Origin of the sequence: Streptomyces sp. ActVer (genome assembly GCF_027270795.1) — a bacterium.
In the GTDB taxonomy this organism is placed as follows: domain Bacteria; phylum Actinomycetota; class Actinomycetes; order Streptomycetales; family Streptomycetaceae; genus Streptomyces; species Streptomyces umbrinus_A.
In genome coordinates, this window is sequence record NZ_JAPWHT010000931.1 from 1 (window position 1) to 1,089 (window position 1,089).

The window sequence follows — 1,089 nt, forward strand, 5'->3', positions numbered from 1 at the left end:
GGTGGTGGAAGCAGTGGCGGAGGCAGTGGCCTGGAGCTGGGGCAGTTTCTGCGTGCTCGCCGTACCCAGACGCGGCCCGAGCAGGTCGGGCTCACCGTCGGCACCGGCCTGCGCCGTACCCCCGGTCTGCGCCGCGAGGAGCTGGCCACGCTCGCCGGCATCAGCATCGACTACTACGTACGTCTGGAGCGCGGCAAGGAGACCCGCCCCAGCCCGGCCGTCCTCGACGCCCTCGCCCGTGCCCTGCGGCTCGACGACACCGAGCACCAGCACCTGCGCGAGCTCGCCGCCCGCGCCACCCGGTACGCTCCCGAGCCCCCGCCGCCGCCCAGCCGGACGGTCCGCCCGCATCTGAAGCTGGTGCTGGAGACGCTGCGGCCGAGCCCCGCGTACGTCATCAGCCGCAGCATGGACCTGCTGGCCTGGAACCCCGGCGGCCTCGCTCTGTACGCGGGCCTCGACGACTGGCCCGCCGGGCAGCGCAACCTCGCCCGCTACCTCTTCCTCCACCCCGCCGCACGCCCCCTCTTCCGGGACGGCTGGGACGAGCTGGTCCGCGGCTGCGTCGCCCGGCTCCGGGGTCTGGCCGGGACCGCCCCGGACGCCCCCGACCTCACCCACCTCGTGGGCGAACTCCTGCTCAAGAGCCCGGACTTCGCCAAGCTCTGGGAGCGGTACGACGTCATCGGGCGCAAGCGGATCCAGAAGACCTTCCACCACCCGCAGGTCGGCGTCCTCACCCTCAGCAGCCAGAGCATGCACCTCGACGACACCCCCGGCCAACGCCTCGGCGTCTACACCGCGGAACCAGGCACCCCCGACCACGACGCCATGTGCCTCCTCGACCTGACCGCGCCCCGGCCGGGCGGCGGCACCGCGGGGCGGCGAGCAGATACTCGGTGACCAGCCTGGCCGCCAGGCGCCCCCTTCGTCCCGGTGGACCGCGCTGTACGGGGAACCGTGTTTCAGGGGGTGTGACAGGGCCCCCCACGCGGCTGTCCCGCTGGTCACACGGCTGCCAGACTGGAACGCATGGCACGTGAGCAGCACACCGGCAGCGGCAGCGGCAGCGGCAGCGGCAGCGGCAGC

At 73.7% G+C, this 1,089-nt stretch carries 1 protein-coding gene; it reads left to right on the forward strand.

Annotated features, from left to right (window positions below):
* Nucleotides 1–30 precede the first annotated feature (30 nt).
* Nucleotides 31–903: a helix-turn-helix transcriptional regulator gene (locus O3Q52_RS53420; RefSeq protein ID WP_269655592.1), complete on the forward strand. Its 873-nt coding sequence runs from the start codon at nucleotides 31–33 to the stop codon at nucleotides 901–903.
* Nucleotides 904–1,089: the final 186 nt, after the last annotated feature.